At 37.6% G+C, this 20,648-nt stretch carries 14 protein-coding genes; 12 read left to right on the top strand and 2 right to left on the bottom strand.

The features are described from left to right. Positions 1 to 676 precede the first annotated feature (676 nt). Complete coding sequence (locus ACSLUO_RS17305; protein WP_448250479.1) at positions 677 to 2,836, top strand: methyl-accepting chemotaxis protein; 2,160 nt, start codon at positions 677 to 679, stop codon at positions 2,834 to 2,836. On the opposite strand, the gene ACSLUO_RS17300 is transcribed toward ACSLUO_RS17305, so the two are convergent. Together ACSLUO_RS17300 and ACSLUO_RS17295 are read right to left on the bottom strand one after the other, a co-directional pair. Beyond that, entirely contained in the window at positions 2,833 to 3,429 is a 597-nt protein-coding gene (locus ACSLUO_RS17300; protein WP_448250477.1) for a DUF938 domain-containing protein, read from the bottom strand. The two genes, ACSLUO_RS17305 and ACSLUO_RS17300, sit on opposite strands and share 4 nt — an antisense overlap. A 39-nt stretch (positions 3,430 to 3,468) precedes the next feature. Beyond that, the gene (locus ACSLUO_RS17295) at positions 3,469 to 4,671 is read right to left on the bottom strand and encodes a GNAT family N-acetyltransferase (RefSeq protein ID WP_448250475.1); all 1,203 of its coding nucleotides are present in this window, start codon (positions 4,669 to 4,671) and stop codon (positions 3,469 to 3,471) included. 210 nt (positions 4,672 to 4,881) lie between these two features. On the opposite strand from ACSLUO_RS17295, the gene ydiJ reads away from it, so the two are divergent. The 11 genes from ydiJ (at position 4,882) to ACSLUO_RS17240 (ending at position 20,562) form a co-directional block, all read left to right on the top strand. Beyond that, entirely contained in the window at positions 4,882 to 7,980 is a 3,099-nt protein-coding gene (ydiJ, locus tag ACSLUO_RS17290; RefSeq protein ID WP_448250474.1) for a D-2-hydroxyglutarate dehydrogenase YdiJ, read from the top strand. Between the two features lie 7 nt (positions 7,981 to 7,987). After that, positions 7,988 to 8,332, top strand: a complete 345-nt coding sequence (locus ACSLUO_RS17285) for a DUF3703 domain-containing protein (protein WP_448250472.1) — start codon at positions 7,988 to 7,990, stop codon at positions 8,330 to 8,332. A gap of 193 nt (positions 8,333 to 8,525) precedes the next feature. Further along, complete coding sequence (locus ACSLUO_RS17280) at positions 8,526 to 8,849, top strand: DUF4870 domain-containing protein (RefSeq protein ID WP_448250470.1); 324 nt, start codon at positions 8,526 to 8,528, stop codon at positions 8,847 to 8,849. Between the two features lie 80 nt (positions 8,850 to 8,929). Further along, entirely contained in the window at positions 8,930 to 12,493 is a 3,564-nt protein-coding gene (gene recC, locus ACSLUO_RS17275) for an exodeoxyribonuclease V subunit gamma (RefSeq protein ID WP_448250468.1), read from the top strand. Beyond that, positions 12,490 to 16,239, top strand: coding sequence for an exodeoxyribonuclease V subunit beta (recB, locus tag ACSLUO_RS17270; protein WP_448250466.1), 3,750 nt, complete (start codon positions 12,490 to 12,492; stop codon positions 16,237 to 16,239). Before recC ends, recB begins: the two co-directional genes overlap by 4 nt. Next, complete coding sequence (gene recD / locus ACSLUO_RS17265) at positions 16,239 to 18,209, top strand: exodeoxyribonuclease V subunit alpha (RefSeq protein WP_448250464.1); 1,971 nt, start codon at positions 16,239 to 16,241, stop codon at positions 18,207 to 18,209. The genes recB and recD overlap by 1 nt, the downstream gene beginning before the upstream one ends. Before the next feature lie 23 nt (positions 18,210 to 18,232). Then, positions 18,233 to 18,739 carry a DUF3087 family protein gene (locus ACSLUO_RS17260; RefSeq protein WP_448250463.1) on the top strand — a complete coding sequence of 169 codons (507 nt, stop codon included), beginning with the start codon at positions 18,233 to 18,235 and terminating at the stop codon, positions 18,737 to 18,739. A 149-nt stretch (positions 18,740 to 18,888) separates the two neighbouring features. Beyond that, a complete protein-coding gene (locus ACSLUO_RS17255) occupies positions 18,889 to 19,083 on the top strand; it encodes a PspC domain-containing protein (protein ID WP_448250461.1) in 195 nt (64 codons plus the stop codon). 78 nt (positions 19,084 to 19,161) lie between these two features. Next, a complete protein-coding gene (locus ACSLUO_RS17250) occupies positions 19,162 to 19,389 on the top strand; it encodes a DUF6429 family protein (protein WP_448250459.1) in 228 nt (75 codons plus the stop codon). 140 nt (positions 19,390 to 19,529) lie between these two features. After that, the gene (locus ACSLUO_RS17245; RefSeq protein WP_448250457.1) at positions 19,530 to 20,207 is read left to right on the top strand and encodes a hypothetical protein; all 678 of its coding nucleotides are present in this window, start codon (positions 19,530 to 19,532) and stop codon (positions 20,205 to 20,207) included. Between the two features lie 40 nt (positions 20,208 to 20,247). Beyond that, complete coding sequence (locus ACSLUO_RS17240) at positions 20,248 to 20,562, top strand: hypothetical protein (RefSeq protein WP_448250481.1); 315 nt, start codon at positions 20,248 to 20,250, stop codon at positions 20,560 to 20,562. Positions 20,563 to 20,648 lie beyond the last annotated feature (86 nt).

Here is a 20,648-nt window from a genome sequence, read left to right as displayed (position 1 = left end):
AGGCTAAAATCGCTTTACTCGGCGTTAAAAATTATTGGTTTAGATGACTAAACGACATAATTTCAGCCTTGATTAAAACGATTTTATCTCTCAGCTGAATTATTAAACAAAGATAAACAGACCCTAATAAAAAGGATGGCCTAAACGCCATCCTTTTTTGTTTTAACAGACTCAAATTCTATCGTAATTTCTTATTATAAATTCAATATTTATCATCTCTTTTTAAGTTCATCTTCAATAAAAAAATTAGATCAAGGCAGGAGCAGTTGTCGATAATAACTATATTACATCCCTCGCGCCTTGTTCTGAAAGCGCTCAGTTAGAACAAAAATTATACTTGAAAGGTCAACACGCTCTAGTATCAATAGCTGATTTGCACTAATTTGGTGTGTTTTTGTGTTCGTTTTTTATTTGTTTTACCTTCTTATTGTTGCACTGTTTTGGTGATTCATTTGTTTGCGTTAGGTGCGCACCAAATTTGTGCTTTATGAAAGTTGTAATAAGACCTAAATATTTACTTATGATTGTGTTGTAACTTATTGTTTTAAAGATGTTTTAAAAAAGTAATTTTAGTTTTTGTCAAAGGTTAATTTCTGGTGTTTAAATTGCTTAACTTAATCAGTTAAGTCACCTTCAACGCTAGCAATTAATTAAACATGACATCAAGGGTATCACTATGCAGTTAAAAAGCCTTTCAATGAATTTAACCTCAAAAGAACGCCGATGGTTACCTTGGTTTGGCGCCAATGGTAAGTTTTCTTTAGCTTGGTCATGTTTTGTTAATCGTTCACGCTATCATTCTGTAGAACAAACGTTTGAAGGCATTGCTGCAACACGCATCAAATTATTACAACAATGGACAGAAAATCATTGGGATCATTTATCAGCTTTAGCTAATATTTTACTGAATAATCAATTTAATCACTGCGATGTTTTTTTAAAGAATAAATTAAATGATGCGCCTGACTTTTCTGAGTTATTTATCTTAAATACGCATGGATTAGTAACACATTCAACAGCAACAAGATCAATCGGTAAACAATCACCTCATACTCGTGCTCGTGAGCAAGCCAGCAATGGCCGGTTTTTACATGGGCCTTATGTTGATCCTGATACTTTAACGATTGGCGCTTCAACATCAAAATTTCATGATGAAGTTACTTTGATGTTTTATTTACCATTATTTAATGGTGATGAGCTACAAGGTTATTTATGTGGTCGTGTACCTAATGATGTGCTTGGAGATTTAATTCAGCGAGAAGCAGGACATATCTACCAAGAATCAGGTGATAATTATTTGTTTATGGTGGATTCTAAATTTGATCCGAGTATACAACCGGGCATTGCTTTATCACGCTCACGCTTTGAAGATAATACCTTTAGCCATGGTGAAAATTTAAAATCAGGCGTTAGTACCGATTATGGTGAAGTAAAAATTAAAAAACATACTGAGTTTGAAATTCGCTTTACTGATCCCGCCACTGGTGAACTTCATCCTGGCGTTAGAGAAACCATCAAGCATGGCCATAATCTTTTTGTAACTTATCCAGGTTATTCTGATTACCGTCATATACCAGTTATCGGTAAAGGAACCACTTTTAGCCTTCCTGGTTCATTAGATAAATGGGGAATGATGTGTGAAGGTGATTTGGAAGAAGTGTATCGTCGACGCTCGATTAATTTGAGTTTAGTTAAAATTTATTTGATTTTTGTTACTGGGTTATTAGCAACTAATAATGCGTTAAGTTATTTTACTGATCTATCGCCAATTGTTGTTAGCTCGATTTCAGCATTTCTGGTTTTTCTTAGTTGTTTTGCTTTTTCTGCTTTGGGTACCAATAAAGTTTCAAAACGATTAAATAAAATGACCTCTGTTATTCGTACGATCGCTGAAGGTGAGGGAAACTTAACTCAGCGTCTTGATCCAAGTACGATAAAACATGATGAAACTGGCGATATGAGCCGTTGGGTGAATAGTTTTATTGATAATTTAGATGGTATTGTTGGGCAAGTTATTCATGCCTCGCATAATGTAAAAGGGACTAACGAAGTCATGCTGCAACGCAATGAAGAAGCACATGCAAGTTCTAGCCAAGTACATGATGCCATGAAAGTGATGAACGGGTTAATTGAACAGCAACGAGAAGTTATTTTGCATGCTGCAGATACCGCCGAAGAAATGAAAACATCTATGGCTGTTGTTGTTGAAAAGGCCAAAGATAATTTTGAAAATGCTAAAGCAGGCACACAAGCAATTCGTGATGTTGTTGAGAAAACGGCTAATAGTGTTAAGTCAATAGATATGCGGATGAGTGATATCGGCACAATTGTTAATGTGATCACCGACATTACCCGTCAAACTAATTTATTAGCATTAAATGCGGCTATTGAAGCGGCTCGAGCTGGTGAGCATGGCCGAGGGTTTTCAGTAGTCGCCGATGAAGTTCGTGGATTAGCATCGCGTACTTCTGATGCTGCTAATGATATTCAAACTATGATCCAAAGCCTACAAGATGAAACTCAACAAGCGGTAAGTTTTATGGAACATAGCGTTAGTGATGTTGATGAAAGTTTAAAACTTACCCAAGCGGTGTCTTCTGAAAACAATGAATTACATAATATTGTTGATAAAATGTTCGAGGTTATCGGAGTTATAGAACAAAACAGTGCCAAAAATGGTGAAACAGCCCATGAAGTAATGGAAGTAACTTACCGTATGGCTAACTCTATTCAAGAGTTAGCGCAAAGTTCAAATCAAGTTGATATTACGGCAAGTAAACTACAACAATTAGTTGGTACTTTTGAGGTTAGTAATAAAGCGCTAATAAAGGCTTAAATATTTTTAAAGGTCAATAAGCGATTATTCGCCGGCATTGCATGATCATCGATAAGTGCTAAGCCGGCGTTATCCGCTAATTTAATGATGGCTTCAATATCTCGGATGCCACTGTTTTTATCCCTATCTTTTAGCCATAAATCAAAGTTTGCATTACTCTCGCTAGTAAACTTTCCGTTATAATTAAACGGCCCATAAATACATAAAATGCCTCCTTCAGCGAGGTTATGGTTAACCCCTTGAAAGAACTTTTCAACTAAATCCCAACTAACAATATGTAAAGTATTCGCGGTAAAGATACCATCAATTCTTTGGGCTAATGCTGGCCAAGGTTTATTCAAATCAAGGGATAGTGGTAAAGATAGATTGTTTAAAGCACTTTGTTTTACCCGTTCACTGATCCCTGGGTGATTAATGTCTAAATCACTGGTTTGCCAATGAAGCTGTGGTAAGTGTTCAGCAAAATAAACTGCATGTTGGCCAGTACCTGAGCCTATTTCAAGCACGTGTTTTTGCTCTTTAAATGCTTGTGTTAAAACCGATAAAATGGGCGCTTTATTATTTTCACAAGCTTGTGAGAAACTTAATGACATGACTGTTCCTTGGTTAACAGTTAAAAGTTATGATTAAACTTATCGCCTAGTTACATGCTCAGCATTAAAGGGTAATGCTTGCTGGCATTGCTTTTGATAAATTTGCATTTGCTGGCATTCTTGCTGGCAAAACGCTTTAATTGCCGGTTTAAATTCAGCATGCTTAACCCAATGATAAGAATGGGTTAACACAGGTTCAAAGCCTCGTTGTATTTTATGTTCGCCTTGTGTACCTGGATTAAAACGCGTTAAATTGTTTTGAATACAAAACTCTATGCCTTGATAATAACAGAGTTCAAAATGCAAATTGTTAAATTGTTCACTACAGCCCCAATAACGGCCATACAAGGTATCTTGATCGTAAAAAAATAAAGCACAAGCAACCCGTTCTTGACGTTGTTCATGGCTTGCTACCACTAACAGTATGTTATCAGCAAAGTGGTTAAAAATTTGCTCAAAAAATTGATAAGTAAGATGAGGCTGATGACCTTTTTTTAAATAGGTTAACTGATAAGCTAAATAAAAGTAGTCGAGCTCTTTTTGGGTTAGCTGTTTGCCGGTTAATTGTTCAATACTTAAACCTTGCTTTGCAATTGATAACCGTTCTTTTTTCGTGTTTTTTCGCTTTCTTGCAGTAAAACCCGCTAAAAACTCATCAAAAGTTTGATAGTTTCTATTAAACCAATGAAATTGCACAGTGTGACGAAGGTAATAGTCAGCTAACGATGTACTTGGTTCAACTTCAATGGTTGCCGGTTCAATGTGTTGTGCTTGCTTGTTAGCTAATTGGTTCGGTGCAATAAACAAACTATGCCAGCTGTTAAGTTCATGCTTTTGGCAATATTGGCTAAGTTCATTAAATATCTGTTCAAGGTTAAGTGGCGCCGTTACATTATTTATCAGTAACTTTTCACAAGGCACGGGGGTAAAAGGAATACTCGCAACCAGTTTAGGGTAATAGGGTAGTTGATAACGTTCATATGCCTCAGCCCAAGCCCAATCAAAAACATATTCACCCCAAGAATGCTGCTTAATGTACATAGGAAAAATAGCTTGGAGCTGTTCATGCTCATCAGTTACTACCAAATGATGCGGCTGCCAACCTCGTTCAACACAGGCAGAGCGGCTATTTTCAAGTGCGAAAAAATAATCGTATTGAATAAAAGGGCATGATGAGGACACCAGTGCTTGCCAATCGGCTCTATTTATTTTTTCGATACTATCAACAAACTGAATTTTCAAAATAACAAGAACACAGGATAAAACATAAGCTTACTGTAAAATGTTTTTAACTAAACGCCTACCCATAATCAAGATAATTGCGATAAATAAATAAAAAGTCAGCGCAAATGTTGAAAAAACTCTCAATATGAGGCTATTTCAGTACAAAAAGGTGAAATCACCATGATATAATGTTGTCACTTTTTTACCTCATCAACAGAATTAAGCTTTATGTTACCGCGGTTAGAACCTCAATTTTCAGTGTCACCTTTGTATCAAGAATTTGCCAACAAACTTCAAGCAACAAGTTTTACGGGTGATATTAACTTTCAGTATAGTGCTCGCCTTGCGGTTGCTACCGATAACAGTGTTTATCAACAATTACCGCAAATGGTAGTGCATCCTAAGTCGATTGAAGATGTTCAAGCGATCAGTCAATTAGCCTCACAAGCGGAATTTAACGAAATAAAGTTTAGCGCCCGTGGTGGCGGTACTGGTACCAACGGCCAAAGTTTAACGCCAGGCATTGTTGTTGATTTATCAAAACACATGAACAACATTTTAGAAATTAATGTTGAAGAAAAGTGGGTACGGGTACAAGCAGGGGTAATTAAAGATCAATTAAATGATTTTTTACGCCCGTATGGTTTTTTCTTTTCGCCGGATTGTTCAACCAGTAACCGCGCAACCTTAGGTGGTATGATCAACACTGATGCTTCCGGCCAAGGTTCGTTAGTTTATGGTAAAACCTCAGATCATGTTTTAGGTTTGGAGTCAGTGTTAGCAAATGGCGATTTATTATCAACTGCGCCATTAAGTTTAAGCCAAGCACAAGCCTTATCTAAAGAAGCTTCTTCTACTGGCCGTATTATGGCTGCGGTATTAACAAGCTGTACCGATAACCGCGATAAAATTTTAGCTAAATTCCCGAGGTTAAATCGTTTTTTAACCGGTTATGATTTAGAAAACGTATTTAATAAAGATATGTCAGAGTTTGACCTATCACGAGTGATCACAGGCTCTGAAGGCTCATTAGCGTTTGTCTGTGAAGCAAAACTGAATGTTACGCCAATTGCTAAACATAAAACCATTATTAATATTAAATACGACAGTTTTGATTCAGCCTTACGTCATTCGCCTTTTTTAGTCTCGGCGAAAGCAACGTCAGTAGAAACCATAGATTCAAAAGTATTAAACCTAGCGAAAAAAGACATTGTTTGGCATTCCGTCAGTGACATGATCACCGAAGTTGAAGGCCAAGTGATGGATGGCATCAATATGGTTGAATACAACAGTGAAAGCGAGGAAGAAATCAGCACTCAGGTAGCTGAGCTGACTGAATTATTAGACGAAGAAATTGCCGCCAATAAAGGGGTGATTGGCTATCAAGTAACTTCCGATTTAGCTAGCATTGGTAAACTTTATGCCATGCGCAAAAAAGCTGTGGGCTTATTAGGTAATACACAAGGGGCACAAAAACCGTTAGCGTTTGCTGAAGACACGGCGGTACCACCAGAAAACTTAGCCGATTATATTGTTGAGTTTCGTGAGTTATTAGACGGTTACGGTTTGCAATATGGTATGTTTGGGCATGTTGATGCAGGTGTGTTACATGTGCGCCCAGCACTTGATATGTGTGATCCTGAACAAGAAAAACTCTTACGTGAAATTTCAGACAAAGTCGTTACCTTAACTGCTAAATATGGCGGTTTAATGTGGGGTGAACACGGTAAAGGTTACCGTAGTGAATATAGCCCTGAATTTTTTGGCGAAGAGCTGTTTAATGAGCTTAGAAAAATTAAAACGGCTTTTGACCCCTTTAATAAAATGAACCCAGGAAAAATCTGTACTCCCATTGATTCAGATGAAAAACTGGTTTCGGTTGACGACCAAAAACGTGGTTTTTTCGACCGTCAAATTCCGGTTAATGTTAAAGACTCTTTTTCTTCTGCGCTTGACTGTAATGGTAACGGCTTATGTTTTAATTATGACGCTACTAGCCCTATGTGTCCTTCAAGTAAGGTTACGCGTGACCGTCGTCATTCGCCAAAAGGTAGAGCTGGCTTGATGCGAGAGTGGTTACGTTTATTACAAAACCAAGGCGTTGATGTATTAGCGTTAGAAAATAAAATTCAAGGTTGGTCAGTAAAACGTTTGGTGGATAAGGTTAAATATTCGCTTAACTATACTTTAAACAAACAACACGACGATGATTTTTCTCATGAAGTAATGGAAGCGATGCAAGGTTGTTTAGCTTGTAAAGCATGCGCTAGCCAATGCCCAATTAAAGTGGATGTGCCAGATTTTAGAGCGCGATTTATCAACCTTTATCATTCGCGTTATGCCCGTCCAATGAAAGATCATTTAGTGGCAAATGTTGAAACTTTAGCGCCATTAATGGCAAAAGCGCCTAAATTAATTAATAGTGTGTTAGCAAGTAATGTTTACGAAAGCTTTTCGCGTAAGACTATAGGTTATCGTGACACGCCGTTGTTATCATCACCAACCTTAAAAGAAATTACTGATCAAGCTTGTTACGATGAATTTGATTTAAGTTATTTTAGCCAATTACCACAAGTTGAGCGTGACGAGTTTGTGTTTATTGTGCAAGACCCATTCACTTCTTTTTATGAAGCTGAAACGGTTGCTGACTTTATGGCATTAATTAATCGTTTAGGATTTAAACCGGTATTACTGCCATTTAAACCTAATGGTAAAGCCCAACATGTGAAAGGCTTTTTAGCGAAGTTTGCTAAAACGGCAAAAAATACTGCCCAGTTTTTAAATAACATTGCCGAGTTAAATATTCCGATGGTGGGCTTAGATGCCTCATTAGTGTTATGTTATCGCGATGAATATAAACAAATTTTAAAAGACAAACGTGGTGATTTTAATGTTTTATTAAGCCATGAATGGTTATTTGCCAATAAAGATAAATTTTCCCGTGATGATATTCAGCAGCAAATTAACAATAGTGATGCTAAAGAAAGTATCGATTATAAATTATTTGCCCACTGTACTGAAAAAACCATGTTAGCGAAAAGTGAAGACCAATGGTGTGATATTTTTACTACCTTTGGTTTATCGCTCGGTAAAATACCAACCGGTTGTTGTGGTATGGCTGGTACTTATGGTCATGAAGTGTCAAATTACGAAAACTCAAAAGCCTTGTATGAAATGAGTTGGCAACCACAACTTGATAAACATGACCGATCGCAAATTTTAGCCACTGGTTTTTCATGTCGTAGCCAAGTTAAACGCTTTGAAAAATACAAACCGATCCATCCGGTTACGGCTTTATTGCAATTGTTTGAACCGGTAGCGAGATAAAAGTTACATGCATAAAAAATTAGCCAAGTATTATTCAATTGAAATGTTAAAAGCGTCAACGGCTTATAACGATGGCGCTTTTGAACTCGCTTTTTCCCATTTAGAAAGAGCGCATATTCTTGGCCAAAAAAATACCAAAGCGCATCTACTAAGTCATTGGTGGATGTTTAAAATAGCAGTAAAACAACAAAAGTTTACTGCTATGTTAGGGCAAGCATTAAGAATGCTTGCCGCGTTGGTTTTTTCTAAGCTTTGGGTACCAGTAGGGAATACTGGTGGTACCAATGTCAGCGCCTTTAAAACCATGCCTTTACCTGATGATTTAGCGAAAATTTTAGCAAAATATAGCTAATACCATTCTCTTCATGCCTTGCCTCTAAGCCTTTAAATTCTCGCTAAGCGATCATTTTCTTATACGGATTGGTATAAGTTACCGTTTTAATTTTCTGATAATAAATTGTAATTAGGTTTGCTGATGTAATGTTTGCTTACTAGAATTAACTTAACTACTAAAGAATAGGTAGTGATTAAATAGGGAGAGCATTATGCAGGTTAGTGAGCAGCTTACATCGAATGATCGCACCAAATTTATTGCCATTTTAAGTTATATGACCATTGTCGGTTGGCTTATTGCACTTGTTTTGCATGGCAAAGATAAAGACCCTTTAGCGCGTTTTCATTTACGGCAATCGTTAGGATTGTTTGTCACTGCTATGATCTTAGCATTTGTTCCTTTAGTGGGGTGGATAATTAATCTCTTTTTAATTGCTGCTTGGTGTTACGGTCTTTACAGTGCCATTATTGGTCATAAATATACCTTGCCTATCATCGGTGATTTTTATCAACGACATATCGATTTCATTTCTTAGAGTTAGCTTTAATTGTAATAAGTTTTCTTTTTTTAACTAGTTTTGTGCCGGCCAATATGATGTAATTTCGTTACTGAAATTTGTCATTTGGCTTGCTCTTGATTTACCTCTATCCCGCTAACAAAATGGAATATTTGTTAGAGCTTTTAAATAAAGTTCAACAAGTTTCACCATTACCTATTTTTGAAAAAGAAGTCATTGTTGTTCAAAATGCTGGCATGCAACACTGGCTTAACGTGTCCGTCGCTAATACTCGCGGCATTAGTATGAATATTGATTACGCGTTACCAGCTCAGTTTTTATGGAAACTTGCTAGAAGCGTTGCTAGTAAAGAAGTTGTACCAGATCAATCACCCTATTCAAGAGAAGTATTAAGTTGGCGTATATATCGCTTATTACAAACAGACCAGGTATTAAAAGATACCGATTTTGCCACTGTTGTCAGTTATTTTTCATCGTCAGCACAAGCCAAAACAACACCTGAACAAATTAAGCCAGTAGCAAATATTGATGATCTAAAACAATATCAACTGGCAGTGCAACTAGCCGATTTATTTGAACAGTATTTAATTTTCCGTCCTGATTGGTTACACCGTTGGCAAGCAGGAGATTTTTCAATATCAGAGCCAAACCTTCATTCACAAAATGATCCATCAACATTGTCAGGTGATGTTTTAACGGTGTTAACTTGGCAGGCTAAACTTTGGTCGTTATTACAAGCAGAAAGCGCTTATAACCCAGAAACTTTAATCAAGCAGGCGTGCCAAAATTTAGCTGACTATCAACCTCATCTGCCAAAACGCATTTGTTTCTTTGGTATTAATGCAATGGCGCCGATGTGGCTAGAGTTTATTCATCAATTAAGTGAATATACCCAAGTACACTTTTTTCACTTAAACCCCTGTGCTGATTATTGGGGCGATATTAAAAGTGAAAAACAAGTGTTTAAACAAATTGATGATTGGACACAAGGTTTTGATGATTTTCACCATGACATTGGCAATCCGTTATTAGCTAATTTAGGACAACAAGGACGAGAATTTTTAGCCTTGCTACAAGGTTATAGTACCTATCAATTTGACGTTTTTGAGCAAGCTAATAGTGAGCTAGATAATGCTGAACTAACGAGTAATGTGCAGGCACAAACACCGTCAATATTATCTGCGCTTCAGCACGACATTTTAACCTTACACGATGCTCGTCAAACGCCGCAGCAGGTAATTGATGATTCGATCACCATCACTAGTGCCCATAGTCCGCTAAGAGAAGTTCAAGGATTACATGATTGGTTATTACATCAATTTAACCAAGATCACAGTTTAACGCCGAAAGATGTTTTGGTGATGTGTCCACAAATAGAGCAATATGCGCCGTATGTTGATGCGGTATTTGCGCGTGGTTGGCAAGAGTTAGCTAATAATATTCCACCTTTGCCTTGTTCAATTGCCGATCGGGTTAGTAAAGATGCGGAGCCATTAGTAGCCGCGTTTGTTGATTTATTATCTTTACCGGATAGTCGTTTTCAAGTTAGCCAGTTATTGGGCTTTTTACGATTAAATGCGGTGCAAGCTAAGTTTAATTTTACTGATGATGAATTAGATAAAATCAGTGCTTGGTTAGCACAAGCGAACATTCATTGGGGCTTAGATAAAGCTCACAAAGCCCAAGTATTAAGCACAACCGAGGCGTCATCACAATTTACTTGGCAACAAGGGCTTTCTCGCTTAATGCGTGGTTTTGCTTTTGCCGATCATGATGCTTTGCAGCAAGAGCAGTTTTTGCTATCAACTATTGAAGGTAGTGATGCCATTTTGCTGGGCCAACTGATGTTAGTATTAGAGCAATTACAACATTATGCCCAGCGTTTAAATCAAACTCGTACGCCATTGCAATGGCAGCAATATTTACATCAGCTAGTTGATAATTGTTTTGCTGATACCGGCTCAGATGCTATTGATATTATTCATCAAGCGATAGAACAATTAGTAGAATATAGCCAAGAAGCGCAGTTTGTTAATGGCGTTTCATTAGCGATTGTGCAAGAGTTTTTAAATCATCACTTTAGCCAGCCAGATCCTGGTCGACAATTTATGGTTGGCCAAGTTACTTTTTGCTCTATGTTACCGATGCGCAGTATTCCATTTAAAGTGATTGCGGTTTTAGGATTAAACGATGGTGACTTTCCGCGTCAGCGTAAACCACAAGCGTTTGATCTTATGCAACAAACACCCAGTCGCATTGGTGATCGATCGCGTCGTGGTGATGATAGATACTTATTTTTAGAAGCACTTATTTCTGCCAGACAAGCTTTATATCTAAGTTACCAAGGGCGAAATATTAAAAATAACAGCGAAAAACAGCCCTCGTTAGTATTAAAAGAATTGTTTGCTTATTTAACTGATGCTTATGGTTGGCAATGTCAATTAGATCAGCCCAATTGTCATATTCGTCAATTACCGATGCAGGCATTTAGTGAGAAAAATTATCAAGGTAAATGGCCGGGCTTTGATCTAAAATGGTTGGAACTTGTCAATCGTGGGCAAGCGCAACATACGCCTGAGCCGCTTGCTATTAAGCAACAAGTTCAAGAAACTCCTACAACTCATAGCGAACAAACCTTGAACTTAACGTTTGAGCAACTTATTCAGTTTTTTGTTCATCCGGCTAAATGTTTTGCAGAGCAGCAACTTGATTTATCGTTTCGTCGTTACGAACAGCAACTGTCTGATCATGAACCTTTTACGCCAAATCCACTGAGTAGCTATTTATATCGCCAAGCCGCATTAGACATTGCTTTAGATTGCCAACTATTAGCTGATGATAAACAAAATAAGCTAAACCAGTTAAATCAGATCAACCAATTAAGCGGTGAACTTCCCGAATTACCGTCAACGCCAGAATTATTAACACGCTGGCAGCAAGACAGCCAAGTTTTTGCTCAGGCACTGCAAGCGCTTGATTTTAATCATGAACAGCAGCTTACCGATCAGCAGGGTATTAACCTAATTTACCATGATGTCACATTACCAATAATCCTTGATGATATACCGATTAACAATCAAGATGCCCAAGCGGGTTTAACAAATAAATCAAAACTAACCGTTAATTTAACTTGCCGCATGCCTGTGTTAGGTCAGCATGTTGTGGTATTTCGTAGTAGTACAGCAAAAGCGAAAGACTTGTTAACCATGGCGCTTTATCAACTAATATTGCAAGAGCATCAGTTAATCGCGCTTAATGGTGAGTCAGCGTGTGAATCAACACAGTTAGCCAATATTAACGGTGTCCAAGGCGTGTACTTTGATACTAAGGCGCAAAAAGTTATTCAATACCAAGTGAATGCTTATTCATCAAGTCAGACGTTATTATCTGAATTATTATTGGCTTACTTAAAAGGGCAGCAACAAGCCTTATTACTCAATGCTGCCTTAGGTGAAACTTATGTTAGCAAGCGGGTTAAAAATAAGCCATTTGAGCAAACTGAATTTGAACTTTATTGGCAAGATAACAATTTACCTGCGCCGTTAGGTAATGATCCTTACATACGCTATTTTTGGCCGAAAGTACCTGAGTTCTCAGATTATCAAAACGTACTTGAAACTTTATATTTCCCTTTATTTTCAGCGGTGGTGAAAAAGAAATGAGCCAAAATTTAGTCTCTCAAAATCTCGTCGCCCATCGTATTAATCTCAGTGGTAAACACTTAATTGAAGCGAGTGCGGGTACTGGTAAAACCTTTAATATTACGCGTATATATTTAAGAATGCTGCTAGAGCGAAAATTACCGGTAGAAAAAATACTGGTTATGACCTTTACTAAAGATGCGACTCAAGAATTAAAAGGTCGTATTGACAGCACCATACGACAAGCCCTCGCGGATTGGCCTCAGTTAATACAAAGCGATGTATTTTATCAAGCTATTGCCGAAACCGTATCAAACGAAGAAGCACAATTTTTATTAAAAAAAGCGCTATTATTTTTGGATGAAGCGGCTATTTTTACCATTCATGGTTTTTGTCAGCGCGTGTTAACCGAGCATGCTTTTGCCACTAAAATGGCCTTTGATGCCAGCTTAGAAACAGACTTATCCGATATTGTTCAGCAGGCCACCCAAGATTGCTACCGCATTTTAGCCAGCGATCAGCCGCAAGCCTTTTTATTGCTAAGTGAATTTTGGCAAACACCCGACAGTTTTATTTCAGCTTTTGCCAAAGCCATTTATCAACGTAGTGTGCTAGATGTGTTATCAGAAGCCGTTATTTGCGAAAACTTTGGCCAAGAAGTTCAATTGGCCATAAAAAGTGTTAATGATAATAAATCACTGATTTACCAAGTGTTAATTGATAGCCAAAAAAATGCTAAGCAAACGGAACGTATTGCCGAGTTCAACGAGTTACACGCTTGGCTATCGTCATTATATAGCTCGTTGTCATCAGGTCTAACATCAGATGAGTTAATCGGCATTGAAGAAACACATGGCAAAATGCCGACCGCTTTTTTTAATGGCACCCGTTATGCGCGCTCACCGCAGAAAGCAGAATTACTAGCGGTATTTGAGCCGGTAAAAGCGGTTAAAACAAGTTACGAAAAGTTTGCTAAAAGTATAAAAAAGGCTAAAGCCTTTGCGTTAGTGCGAACCTTGGTTTATCAAATTCGTGATAAAATTCGCCTTCAAAAGCAGCAAGTTAACGTACTTGGCTTTGATGATTTGATCAGTAATTTAGCAAGTGCATTAACAAGTAACCAGCAACTTGCCGATCGTATTCGCCAGGATTACCCCGTCGCCTTAGTTGACGAATTTCAAGATACCGATCCCGATCAATTCACTATTTTAAATGCGTTATATAGCAAAGAAGACGATGAGCTGGAAATCACATCTGCTCAAAATCACAAGAACGATTGTGCGGTGTTTATGATAGGCGATCCTAAACAAGCCATTTATGGTTTTAGGGGCGGCGATGTTTTTGCTTATCTTGCGGCACGAGAAAAATGTCAATATCAGTGGGTAATGGACACAAACTGGCGCTCTAGTGCCAATATGATCGCCGGTTACAACCGCTTATTTTATGGCGCTTCACTTGAAACTGAAGGTGCACAGCAAGTGTTCGGCTATAACATTCCTTATTTGCCGGTACAAGCTAGCCCAAATGCTAAACCTGAGCTTGCCGCTAATGATAACTTTCAAGCGTTACAATTTATTTATTTTGAACATGAAAAGGGCGGAGATAACCAAAAAGTACCACAAAGCTTTCGGGCAGATATGGCGAGCTGGTGCGCCCATGAAATTAACCGATTATTAACCACATCTCTTAACAAGCCATTGCAAGCACAAAACATTGCCATATTAGTGAGAGATGGTACCGAAGCCGCGCAAATTAAAATAGCCCTTGAACAAGCGGGCCTGGCCAGTGTTTATTTAAGTGATCGCAGTAATCTGTTTGAAAGTGATGAAGCACAACAATTAGCACAGGTATTAAAAGGCATTTTATATTGTGACAACGACAATTTGTTCAGCGCCGCAATAGCATCTCCCTTATTTAATTATCATGCAAAAGCCTATTATCAATTACAGCAAGACGAGCAAGCATGGCAAAACCTTAAATTTGCTTTTGATGATTTACGTAAACATTGGCTGAATAAAAGTTTTATGTCGATGGCGTTAAAACTAATGCATGGCTATTTTGTTATTCAATCAGCCGCACAAGATCGTGCTTTAACCAATTTATTGCATTTGTTTGAATTATTACAAATTGCTAGCCAGCGGCATCATCAGCCACACGAATTATTATTTTGGTTAGAGCAACATATTCAAGGTGCCGCAAATATTACCGAAACGGAACTGCGTTTAGACAGTGACGACGACCTGATCAAAATAGTGACTCAGCATGGTTCTAAAGGATTAGAGTATCCCGTGGTGTTTATCCCGTTTGCCAGTCGTTATAAACATCCATTAAAACTGGGGAATTCAAATATTCAACTGATTGAATATCATGATCACAATAAGCAATTGCACTTAAGCCTTGATGGCTCAGATGAAGCAAAAGCCGCCATGGTAGCAGAAAACCACGCGGAAACGATCCGATTATTATATGTGGCCATTACCCGTGCCGAGCAGCGCTGTTATGTGTTAACCACAGATTTTGAACACGCCGATAAATCGCCGATTGGCAGTACCTTAAAAGTTCAGCAAGCAGGGCAGTTATTACCGGCTTTACAAAATTTAGCGCAATCTAATGGGATTGGTTTGCAGACGATCACAGAAGACGAACTGACCACAATTAAAAATGCAGTAACTGAGCAAGCAGAGCAGGACCATGCCATTGCCAATGAAACTATAAACAAAACACAGCAAACAATAATTGAAACGCCTGCTTTTACCAGTATTATTGAGCGTGATTGGTGGCTAAGTTCATTTTCTGCGTTAACTCGCCATACAAGTCATAGCGGTATTTCAACCCCAGATCGCGACAACGACAGCTTAAGTGCTGATATGGCGGAAGCGCAAAGTCATTTAATGCGTTTTCAAATGATCAAAGGCGCACAAGCCGGTAATTTTCTTCATGACGTTTTTGAACTGTTAGATTTTAGCCAACCCAATTGGCCTGAAGCGTTAAAAAGACCAATAACTAAATACCAATACTTGCTTGATGGCTTTAGCGAGTCGGAATTAATGACTTGGTTAACCGAGGTTATTAATACACCTTTATTGGCTGGAAAAAACGGGCTGACTTTAGCTTCGTTAACTAAAGAAAATACCTTACGGGAAACTGAATTTTATTTTCCAATGTTAGACGCCAATATGGCGGGTTTGGCAAATATTCTGTCCGATCATCGAAACCATAAACGCAATCTTTTGGCTGATCCCAAAACCGTTGGCAGTGATGAACGAGCCCAAAACGAGGTAACAACTCCACAAGTTAATTTACCTTTATATCGAAAGCTCAAAGGCATGATGCATGGTTTTATTGATTTAATTTTTCAATCGGATGGTAAGTTTTATGTTTGTGATTATAAATCGAGTCATCTCGGTGACAGTTTTAATGATTATCAAGAAGAACATTTATTAATCAATATTGAAGGTAATTATTACGACCTACAATACCTTATTTATTCGCTGGCGTTACATCGTTATCTGAAAGTGCAACTGCCGGATTATCAAGCGGAGCAACATTTTGGCGGCGTGTTTTATTTATATTTACGTGGTATGAGTGACCAACCCTGTGGTGTTAACCAAAGCAATAAAAATAGCCAGCAAACCGGAGTGTATTTTACTCAAGTATTACCTGAGCTACTTGAACAACTCGATAGCTTATTTAGTGGTGCTGAGTTTTCAGCCAACACAACAGCAAGCATATCAGAGTCATCAACTAAAACGAGTGAGCATAATTAATGAATAATCCTGTTTATGCTAATTTTCAACAAGCTGAGCAACAACTTAATGAGCTGTTACCGGTTGATTACTTTTTAGCGCAAGAAGTGACTAGCGCTTTAGTAAACGCTATTGAGCAACAATCTGAAAATGTGTCAGTACAAAGCCATCATCAGCAAATATTGTTTCACGCAATTATTGCATTAAGCCAAAGTGTTCAGCAAGGTCACACCTGTTTACCTTTAGCTGTTATTGCTAATACACGTTTTGGTTTTGCTAGCGATCCTGATGGAAATATCAGTAAACAAGGTTATTTGTTTCCCACATTAACAGAGTTACTAAGCGCGTTAAGTGATTTCAAGCTTGCTCATAATGACGATCAGTTATTGGTTTTGTCAGGTGAAAACCTTTATTTACGTCGTTATTACCTATTTGAACAAGAAGTGAATCTAGAATTACGTAAGCGCATAGTTAATAATACATTGTATTCAACCGCGGATATTGAAAAAGTATTAACGTTACTTTTTCCCCAAACATCAACCGATGTTGAAAGCAAACAGGAAATTGATTGGCAAAAAGTGGCAGTAGCTAATGCCATCAACAAAAACTTTAGTGTTATTGCTGGCGGACCTGGTACAGGAAAAACTTATACCGTAACCAAGTTCTTAGCGGCCTTAGTGATGCTTGAGCAATCGGTTAAGCAGGAAAACCAACCAACTAATGCTGACAAAACTCGCTATGCGTTAGTTGCGCCAACCGGCAAAGCGGCTCAGCGATTATCAGAATCTATACAACAAGCGGTTCAACAGTTTTCAGGTGTTATTGATGAGCAGGTTTTAGCACAAATACCCACCGAGGCATTAACTATACATCGCTTGTTAGGTTATATTCCGAATAGCCCCAATTTTCGTCATCATCAAAATAACTTACTAGCGATTGATTTTTTGCTAATTGATGAAGCGTCAATGGTTGATCTCGCCTTATTAACACGTATTTTTCGAGCATTACCCGAACATTGTAAAATAGTGTTATTAGGCGATGCTGATCAACTACCGGCTGTTGCTGTAGGTAATGTTTTAGCGGATATTGCTCCACGGCCTCATCCGGGTGTTAGTAAAGCTAATGCACAATATTTAAAAGCTGTTACCGGTTTTGAATTTGTACCAGCAAAAAAATGCGCCGCTGATCACTTAACGTTTTTAATGAAAAGCCGACGTTTTGATGGCGAAGGGGGAATTGGCAAGCTAGCGAAAGCCGTTATAGCGGGTGACTCTCAAGCCAGTTGGCAATTGTTAACTGAGTCAACAACACGTACCTCTGATTCACAAGTGCAGCTGCTTAGCGTTCAATCTGAAAATAATTCGCCAGCGCAGCAGAAACAAAATAGCCACTATTTAGCCGACTTTATTCGGCAATATTACATGCCACTTTTTCGCAGTAATTCCATCAGTGAAGCTTTTACTGTGTTACATCAATTTAGAATATTATGCGCCACACGAAAAGGGCCACAAGGTGTTGAATTTATTAATGAGCAAGTTTTACAATATTTTCAAACACGCGGACTGATCACATCGCAGCAGGGCATTTTCCACGCCATGCCAATACTCATTACTGAAAATCACCATAAACTAGGGATTTACAATGGTGATGTTGGTATTATCTGGCGAAATTCGTCAGGGCATTTAATGGCTATGTTCGAAAACTCCAATGAAACCACGGGTTATAAAAGTATTATCCCATCGCGACTACCTAAATATGAGTCAGTTTACGCGATGACAATACATAAAACCCAAGGCAGTGAGTTTTCTAATGTTCTTATGGTGTTACCTGAAAATAGCGACAATAAATTATTATCTCGCGAGCTTTTATACACCGGCATAACCCGCGCTAAACAACATATTGCCGTTGTTAGCCAAGCCAATGTATGGCGTTACAGTGTTGAAAATAAAGTGATTCGCTACTCTCATGTGTCAGTATCAACAAATGATTAAATCTAACAAGGTAAATATTAACAATGCAGTTGCAAGAAATTGATAAAAATCGTTATCGTAAACATTTAAACCGTATTATTGTTGGCTTTATCGCAAGTTTTACGCTGTTAGCCTTAGTTTTTGGCCAAGCGTTGATTTTTGTATTTTCAACACCAGAAGGTGATAACTTTCGTTTTAATCTTGCCGGTGTGTTACTTGCTTTGATTGTGTGCGGCGCTATTTTAAATAAAATTAAAAACAGCAATTTATTTGTAGAGGTATATTACGTTTGGCAATTAAAACAGTGCCAAAATCAAATATATCGCAAGCTTAAAAGTATTAAAAAAGCCGCTTCAGAAAACGATACAGCAGCAATTGCTATTTTAGTTTTTTATTATCGCAGCTTAAAACAAGTTTATGAACTTGACGATAATACACTAACCATAAATAACATCATCAGTGAGTTAAATAAATCGATAACATTAGCGGAAGAAAATAACCTTGATCACCAAATAATAAAGTTAGATAAAAATAGTTTGAAAAACTTTTAATCGATATAAATCAAAAGCTAAGAGTATTCACATATTGCTTTTGCCTTGAAAGGGATCTTTAATAGATTAATGATAGTAATCGGATAACCTTTTGTAGAAAGAAAGATTTAATCAACATATTAAACTGAATAGTAGTACAAGGAGTACACATGGAATCTTCAGAAAATAAAAAACTAACTCGTGGCTCAACTTTTATAGCCGGTGGAGTTTGTGCCGGCTTAGCAAAATTCTACGGAATAAGTAAAGGAGGTGTACAGGCTGGCTTTGTTGTAGGTAGCTTATTTTTTGGTGTAACTATTCTTTTATATCTTGTTTTGTGGGGAATTATACCTAAAGAAAGTTAATCTCAACAAAGTATACAGTTAACAAGTTTTTTGCCCCTCAACAACGCGTTAGATGCCCTTAGGGCTTAGGAGTTAATTATGGAGATTGATGAAGATAAAATAGATGAGGCTGCCTTAGCTTTAATGTACCTCACATTGCACGATCATTTTCGAGCATGGAAACAATTTGATTGGGAAGTGACTAATCGACTACATAAAAAAGGTTTAATTTGTGATCCTATAGGTAAAACTAAATCTGTTGTATTAACGGATGAAGGGTTAAAAAAATCTAAAGAGTTGTTTCAGAAACTATTTTCAAAAGATTAAACGGCACAAAGCTCACCTAAGGCATTTAAACGGAATGAACACTTTAAACAGTAGGCTGTTTTTATTTTATTAAACATTATAGGCAAAAAAGTTAAAGGCGCTTATATTGCGTTACCTTACCCAAAATTAAGGGATTACAGGTGAATAAATTAGATTTAAATTATTTTTCTGGCCTTTGCGCCATCTTATTAGCATTAATTTATATTGGTGCATTCATTTTTTTTGGTGTTTTCTGGTCTTATCCATATACAGCAGAAACAGCTGTACAGATTGGGTATTTAACAGACAATCATTTTTTAATAGGGTTAATTTACTTTACTATTTATACCTTATTTGGTGTTGTATTGTCGGTTTTAGTTTTAGCGTTGAATGAAAAACATTTGACTAACAAGACGCATCTTGTAAGTCAACTCGGCACTTTATTCGGGGTGGTTTGGGTCGGGCTTGTAATAGCTAGCGGGTTCATATCTGTCATCGGCTTAGGCTCAGTTGTTGAATTGGCATCAACAAACATCGAAAGGGCAGCAGAGACTTGGCATATAGTAATGTTACTTACTGAAAGTCTTGGAGGTGGTAACGAGTTAGTGGGTGGCATTTGGGTGCTTTTAATCAGTTCTAGCAATCTATCGAGCAATGTATTTTCTAAATGGCTAAATTACCTAGGGCTATTTGTTGGGACTTCGGGCATAGCAACTGTCTATCCGGCTGATATTTTGACTGAAATTTTTGGTATCTCCCAAATAGTTTGGTTTGTATGGGTTGGCTTCAGTCTTATTAATTATACAAAAGCTAATAATCCAATTCAGGCGGACATGTAAACACGTCACTGTTTAGACGTTATAAACTTCTGGTAGAATTATGCACATTGAAAAAGAAATAAAAGAATGGGACGGTAAATCATCAGCTGACATTAAGACGATATATAACTCGTACAATTCTGAGCCTAACTTTGCTAACACCATTACTTCTTTGTCATTAACACAAGCTTGCGAAAAGGGAGGCACTTGGTTGCTGAAAGCATGGCTTGAATGCGGAAATAACTTAGAACAACAACTAGTTGAAAAAATATATGGATCACTCGAACAATTGGAGCACTGGGAGGCAAAGTTGCATATACTTCAAAGCATCCCCTTGAAGTGGTCAAGTCATATTGGCCACGTATTTGTAGTTTAGCCAGTATCTTTTCTCTGACTCATTTGGACTTAAACCAGCATTGTATCTATGTGGCCTAGTCTGATTGTAATAACCAATAATGTAAT

Source organism: Thalassotalea agariperforans, assembly GCF_053470345.1.
Note: the sequence above shows the minus strand (reverse complement) of the source record. Positions and strands in the feature narration are given on the sequence as shown.

Excerpts from the sequence above, each read along its gene's own strand:
- ACSLUO_RS17305 (WP_448250479.1), top strand. The coding sequence starts at position 677 with ATGCAGTTAAAAAGCCTTTCAATGAATTTAACCTCAAAAGAACGCCGA.
- ACSLUO_RS17300 (WP_448250477.1), bottom strand. The coding sequence starts at position 3,429 with ATGTCATTAAGTTTCTCACAAGCTTGTGAAAATAATAAAGCGCCCATT.
- ydiJ (WP_448250474.1), top strand. The coding sequence starts at position 4,882 with ATGTTACCGCGGTTAGAACCTCAATTTTCAGTGTCACCTTTGTATCAA.
- ACSLUO_RS17285 (WP_448250472.1), top strand. The coding sequence starts at position 7,988 with ATGCATAAAAAATTAGCCAAGTATTATTCAATTGAAATGTTAAAAGCG.
- ACSLUO_RS17280 (WP_448250470.1), top strand. The coding sequence starts at position 8,526 with ATGCAGGTTAGTGAGCAGCTTACATCGAATGATCGCACCAAATTTATT.
- recB (WP_448250466.1), top strand. The coding sequence starts at position 12,490 with ATGAGCCAAAATTTAGTCTCTCAAAATCTCGTCGCCCATCGTATTAAT.
- recD (WP_448250464.1), top strand. The coding sequence starts at position 16,239 with ATGAATAATCCTGTTTATGCTAATTTTCAACAAGCTGAGCAACAACTT.
- ACSLUO_RS17260 (WP_448250463.1), top strand. The coding sequence starts at position 18,233 with ATGCAGTTGCAAGAAATTGATAAAAATCGTTATCGTAAACATTTAAAC.
- ACSLUO_RS17255 (WP_448250461.1), top strand. The coding sequence starts at position 18,889 with ATGGAATCTTCAGAAAATAAAAAACTAACTCGTGGCTCAACTTTTATA.
- ACSLUO_RS17250 (WP_448250459.1), top strand. The coding sequence starts at position 19,162 with ATGGAGATTGATGAAGATAAAATAGATGAGGCTGCCTTAGCTTTAATG.
- ACSLUO_RS17240 (WP_448250481.1), top strand. The coding sequence starts at position 20,248 with ATGCACATTGAAAAAGAAATAAAAGAATGGGACGGTAAATCATCAGCT.